Source organism: Paenibacillus sp. LC231 (assembly GCF_001860525.1).
Lineage (GTDB): Bacteria > Bacillota > Bacilli > Paenibacillales > Paenibacillaceae > Paenibacillus_AQ.
The window spans coordinates 389,815-395,847 of sequence record NZ_JFOM01000044.1; the positions used below are offsets into that span (position 1 = coordinate 389,815).

Consider the following 6,033-nt stretch of genomic DNA (forward strand, 5'->3'; position numbering starts at 1 on the left):
GCAAGAATGAGTGCGGTAAACCGTATATTGGATAAAGCTTTACGCGGTGAGCGTTTGAACCTGGAAGATACCGTAACGCTTTTTGAAAGTGATGAGATTGAGAAAATTGGTCATGCGGCGGATGTGATGACAAAGCGTCTGCATCCGGATCCTATCACGACATTTGTTATCGGCCGGAATATCAATTACACAAACATATGTGATGTATTCTGCCGTTTTTGCGCTTTTTATCGCAGACCCGGCTCTTCCGAGGGCTATGTACTGCCCGATGAAACAATCTTCCAGAAGATTCAGGAAACCGAGGATGTGAACGGTACTGAAATTCTGATGCAGGGCGGCGTCAATCCGGATTTGCCTTTCAATTATTATACCGACCTGCTTCGCAACATTAAGAAGCGGTTTCCTAACATCACGATGCATTCCTTCTCCCCGGCGGAAATTATGAAAATGGTGGAGATCTCCGGGCTTACGCTCGAAGAGGTGATGCGCGAGCTTCACAGCGCGGGTCTGGACTCATTGCCTGGCGGCGGGGCCGAGATTTTGGATGATCGTATCCGCAAAAAGGTCAGTCGTCTGAAAGGCACATGGCGCCAGTGGATGGATGTCATGCAAACGGCCCATAAAGTCGGCATGAACACGACGGCTACCATGGTGATCGGTCTGGGTGAAACGATGGAAGAGCGTGCGTTACATATGCTTCGCGTACGTGATGCGCAGGATGAATGCATTCAGAACGGATATGATTCCAAAGGCTTCCTGGCCTTCATTCCATTTACGTTCCAGCCGGACAATACGAACCTTAAGCGCGAGCGCGAAACGCCGGAGGCGTACTTGAAGACGGTAGCCATTGGTCGCTTGGCGATCGATAACGTTCCGAATCTGCAATCCTCCTGGGTAACGATGGGACCTGAAATCGGCAAGCTGTCACTCAGCTACGGCTGCAATGACTTTGGCAGCACGATGATGGAGGAGAACGTGGTTTCTTCCGCAGGAGCCGTCTATAAGGTCAATATTGAATCGATAATTCAATTGATCCGGGAGACCGGCAACATCCCGGCTCAACGCAACACCCGGTATGATATTCTGCGCGTGTTCGAAGATAACAGCACCGTTGAGCGTGACTTCGTTATGCAGAACTAATTCTATACTTCATGTAGATCCGCAAGGCGGGCCGAGCAACTCGGTCCGCCTTTTTAATTTACATCAGAGAGTATGTGCGTTGATGGACATATTTAGGATGCGGCCGTTGATTAGATATTTTCCGGACTTGCTTGTTTTTCCAAGCAGGAGTTCCGTATATCCCCGAGCGGGTCCCCATATACTGAAAAGGGAACTCGAAAGGAGTGATTCCATGGAACTGTTCAGCATTTCTGTCGGTACACGGACGGAAGACGAGAAAAAGGCGTTTCACCGTATATTGTCAGACAAGCAGAAAGAGCTACATAAACAATGCAAGCAGCTGAAATTCACATTCAGCGCTTCGGATGACCGCGTAATTTGGACGTGCTCCGGCAAGCTTCCGCTGTCCTCATGGACCGCATCGGCCGACACGCTGCGCCGGCTCACTGCCGAAGCAGTCACTGCTTATATTATGGAAGAGAAAGAGCAGGAGATTGCTGCACGGTTAATGTTCTCGGAATTCGAGTTTGATGATGAGGAAGAAGCGGGGCGGATCCTGCAGTGGTTTTTGATGCTCCTGCAAAAAGAGGAAGGCCCGTCCGGGGACTTTTGGCAGAGCCGCAAACGCAAGCTGTCGGAAGGCATATATCAATGCCTGAACGAGGCGCCTGAGCTTAATCTGGATGGGTTTATAACCTTCCGGCTTCAGTCTTATGAACAGGAGCTCCGCGAGATGGCGGAGTATGCAGTGGATGAATTTATGCTCGATCAGCAGTACGAGGAGTTCGTCAGCCTGCTGAAATATTTTGTTTATTTTCAGGAGCCCAAAATGCCGCTGGTTCATGTCATTCATAAGGGGGAGGAAGAGTTCCTGCTGCTGGATGGCAATCTTCGCCCGATTGAACGCCCTCGGGATGAAGGACTCGTTATGGAGAGGCTGGACCAGGATATGGAGATTGAAGATATGGTGGTCAGTACGCTGATTTCGGTATCTCCGGCCCGCATGATTATCCATACGAGGCAGCCTGAGCTTCCCGTCATCGTGACATTGGCCCATATCTTTGATAACCGCGCCGAAGTATGCTGCAGCTGTCCCGAATGCAGCGCGCTTCTCGGAAGCGGACGAATGATGACTTGACGCATCGAAGCGGTCAGGATTATAATTACTGATAAATTCACGTAAAAGCTCTGACAAAGACATGAATCAATTTTGGATTTGACCGCTCAGAGAGAGGAAACCTTGGCTGCAATTTCCTCCGGTTCACCATTGATTTACCCCTTTGTAGCTGTGTCGTCGAACCCGCACGTCATGATGATTGCGGATGAGTAGGCTTCACCGGTTCATGACCGTTACTCAATGCTGATGAAGGATCTTAATCGTTTATGTACCCAGTACATAAGGTGATGAAAGAGATCGAATTAGGGTGGAACCACGGGTATAACACTCGTCCCTTCGCGGGACGGGTGTTTTTTGCATGTTCCGGTATCTTTCGTTGAAGTCTTGGCGGGCACCTCAGCGGTCCATGCCTGTCTTCGCGGGGAGACTAACGCGTCCTTCATATATGGAAGAAACGTGAAATTCTTTTTCTTGGGAGGAATACAAGGTGGCTATTAGCATTAAATTGCCTGACGGCTCCGTACGGGAGTATGATGCGGGCAGCAGTATTGAGGATGTGGCTGCTTCAATCAGCAGCGGACTTAGAAAGAATGCGGTCGCGGGAAAAATGGACGGGATCGTCGTGGATCTTTCGACACCGCTTCAGGACGGAGCTTTGATCGAGATCGTAACGCAGGATACGCCCGAAGGGCTTGAAGTGATGCGTCATAGTACAGCGCATTTGCTGGCTCAAGCGACCAAGCGTTTGTATGGAGCGAAAGAAGTAAAGCTGGGCGTGGGTCCGGTCATTGAGGACGGCTTCTACTATGACATGGATCTGGAAGAGCCTTTGAATCCGGAGGACCTGCAAAAGATCGAGAAGGAAATGGAACGCATTATCGGCGAGAATCTTCCGATTGTCCGCAAGGAAGTAAGCCGTGCGGAAGCGCTGCGCATCTTTGGCGAGCTTGGGGATCCGTACAAGCTGGAACTGATCAATGCCCTGCCTGAGGATAGCGTTATTACGATCTATGAGCAAGGCGAGTTCTTTGATCTCTGTCGTGGACCGCATGTCCCTTCAACCGGCAAGATCAAAGTATTCAAGCTCATGAATGTGGCGGGCGCATACTGGCGCGGCGACAGCAAGAACAAAATGCTTCAGCGAGTGTACGGTACGGCGTTTGTGAAAAAAGCGCAGCTCGATGAGCATCTTCATCTGCTGGAAGAAGCCAAGAAGCGTGACCATCGTAAGCTGGGCAAGGAATTGCAAATGTTTACGTTCTCTCAGCTTGTTGGACAAGGCCTGCCGATCTGGCTGCCAAACGGCGCGAAATTGCGTCGTACCCTGGAGCGTTATATCGTGGACATGGAAGAGCGCCTCGGGTACCAGCACGTGTACACGCCTGTGCTCGGAAACGTGGAGCTGTACAAAACCTCCGGTCACTGGGAGCACTATCAGGAAGATATGTTCCCGAAAATGGAGATGGACAACGAGGAGCTTGTTCTTCGTCCGATGAACTGTCCTCACCATATGATGGTATATAAGAGCGATATGCACAGCTACCGGGATTTGCCGATCCGTATTGCTGAGCTTGGCATGCAGCACCGCTATGAAATGTCCGGTGCATTGACCGGCTTGCATCGGGTGCGAGCGATGACGTTGAACGACTCGCATATTTTCTGCCGTCCGGATCAGATCAAGGAAGAGTTTGCACGGGTCATTCAGCTGATCATGACGGTTTACAAGGATTTTGGCATCCATGACTACCGCTTCCGTCTTTCTTACCGGGATCCGCAGGATACCGAGAAGTATTTCCAGAATGATGAAATGTGGGAAATGTCCCAGCGCATGCTGCGCGAAGTCGTCGAAAGCCTGGATATGCCGTTCTATGAGGCCGAAGGCGAAGCTGCCTTCTACGGTCCGAAGCTCGACGTTCAGATCCGTACGGCTCTAGGCAAGGAAGAGACGCTGTCAACCGTTCAGCTCGACTTCCTGCTGCCTGAGCGCTTTGAGCTGGAATATGTCGGCGACGATGGCCAGAAGCATCGTCCGGTCGTTATCCACCGCGGTATTCTGGGCACGATGGAACGCTTCACTGCGTTCTTGCTTGAGAATTTTGCGGGTGCGCTGCCGCTGTGGCTGTCACCGGTACAGGTGAAAGTCATTCCGGTCTCCAATGCCTTTGAGGATTATGCCAAGGAAGTGGCCGAGAAGCTTCAATTCGCCGGTATCTCTGTAGAGCCGGATCTTCGCAATGAGAAGCTGGGATACAAGATTCGGGAAGCGCAGCTCGAGAAGATTCCTTACATGTTCATCGTTGGCGAGAACGAGAAAAATGCGGGCGCGGTTTCCGTTCGCAAACGCGGCGAAGGGGATATCGGTGCCCAGCCGCTCGACGAGATCATCCTCAAGCTTCGTGAAGAAATTAACACCCACGTCGTTTAAGTTTAGCTATAAGGTTAAGTAACGAAGGGACATGCAAACCTCTGCCATCACGTATATTCTTTTTGGGAAGTGGGAACCCTCGCTAGTAAGGGGGAGGTACTCACATGATCCAATGGAAAAAATGGCAGAGGTTTTTTGCTGGTTTTATTTTATCAGCCGTCTTGTTCAGTGCAGGTTCTTCAATAGTAGATGCCCATAATCTGATTCTAAGCGAATCCTATGATTCAACAGACTTAAGAAATGTGTATGATCCGTCCGGGGAATTTCAAGGCTCCGATTACGTGGAAATGTCTCGCTTCTATGCGCTTCGAGTAGCAGGTTTTAGCGATATGAATAGATACTTGGATGTTCCGGATACGGGGCCTAAGGCCAGCGTGCCTGGCAAGAAACGCGAATCCATGCCCGTGCTTGCGCCTAGGGAGGACCAGGTGCTGCATACGGTGAAGGTAACCGCTACGGGCTATACGGCAGGTTATGAATCGACCGGGAAGAAGCCCGGGCATCCTCAATATGGAATTACCTATTCCGGGGTGAAGGTGAAGCGGGATCGAAATACGCTATCAACGATTGCCGCGGATCCGGATGTATTTCCGCTTGGCAGTATTCTCTATATACCGGGCTATGGTTATGGAATCGTAGCGGATATCGGATCAGCGATCAAAGGGCAAAAAATCGATCTTTATTTCTCCACAACCAAACAAGTGTTTAAGGAGTGGGGGAAGAAGGACGTCGAGGTACAGGTCATTAAAACCGGGAGCGGCAAATGCACGGAGGAAATGCTCAGAACCCTGGATAACGCGATCGAGACCTATCGTTTCCTGCCGGCATCCGTTTTGGAAGAAGCCATTTAGGGTGATTTTGGCGCGTAGATTGGCAGTAAACATTTAAGAATAATGCCTCCCTGTTCATCACATACTACTTTTCGGGGGCCAAACCCCTGAAGAGGATGATGGTATTGCATATGAACAGGGAGGTGAATACTGTGGCTAAAAAGAACAAGGTACAAGAAAACTTTAAAACGCCGAATGAAAAGTTTAACGCTGAGTTTGCTGAAGATACCAGCATAGCCAGCAACCCAAAAGGGAATTCCAAAGTTCAAGAGAACTACAAAAAACCGAACGAGAAGTTTGATGCTGAGTTTGGCGAACTGAACACGCCAGGGGACCATTCTGCAAACCGTTAAGGTGCAGATGCCAGCGCCCGTTCGTGCAAAAATAAGACCTCCGCTTTAGCGGGGGTCTTTTATTGTAAAAAGAAAACCATACGCTATGCGTATGGTTCAGGATAGCTTAAGCGTTGTATAAAAAAAATCCTCCGAAGTGTTAAGATAAATTCGGTTCGCCAACCAAATTTAAAACACGAGGAGGAGATC

General features: G+C 49.9%; 5 protein-coding genes. All 5 read left to right on the forward strand.

Translation table 11 applies throughout. The annotated features are described in order from the left end of the window. Positions 1–6: 6 nt before the first annotated feature. The 5 genes from mqnC to AK95_RS25480 all read left to right on the forward strand — a co-directional run bounded on the left by mqnC (position 7) and on the right by AK95_RS25480 (position 5,844). A complete protein-coding gene (gene mqnC / locus AK95_RS25460) occupies positions 7–1,140 on the forward strand; it encodes a cyclic dehypoxanthinyl futalosine synthase (RefSeq protein ID WP_015737124.1) in 1,134 nt (377 codons plus the stop codon). A gap of 211 nt (positions 1,141–1,351) precedes the next feature. After that, positions 1,352–2,257 (forward strand): putative sporulation protein YtxC, encoded by a 906-nt coding sequence (locus AK95_RS25465; protein ID WP_071222713.1) that lies wholly within the window; start codon positions 1,352–1,354, stop codon positions 2,255–2,257. Between the two features lie 466 nt (positions 2,258–2,723). After that, positions 2,724–4,661 (forward strand): threonine--tRNA ligase, encoded by a 1,938-nt coding sequence (thrS, locus tag AK95_RS25470; protein WP_071222714.1) that lies wholly within the window; start codon positions 2,724–2,726, stop codon positions 4,659–4,661. Positions 4,662–4,990: 329 nt separating this feature from the next. Continuing rightward, the gene (locus tag AK95_RS25475) at positions 4,991–5,512 is read left to right on the forward strand and encodes a 3D domain-containing protein (RefSeq protein ID WP_374198228.1); all 522 of its coding nucleotides are present in this window, start codon (positions 4,991–4,993) and stop codon (positions 5,510–5,512) included. A gap of 131 nt (positions 5,513–5,643) precedes the next feature. Then, complete coding sequence (locus AK95_RS25480) at positions 5,644–5,844, forward strand: hypothetical protein (RefSeq protein ID WP_071222739.1); 201 nt, start codon at positions 5,644–5,646, stop codon at positions 5,842–5,844. Positions 5,845–6,033 lie beyond the last annotated feature (189 nt).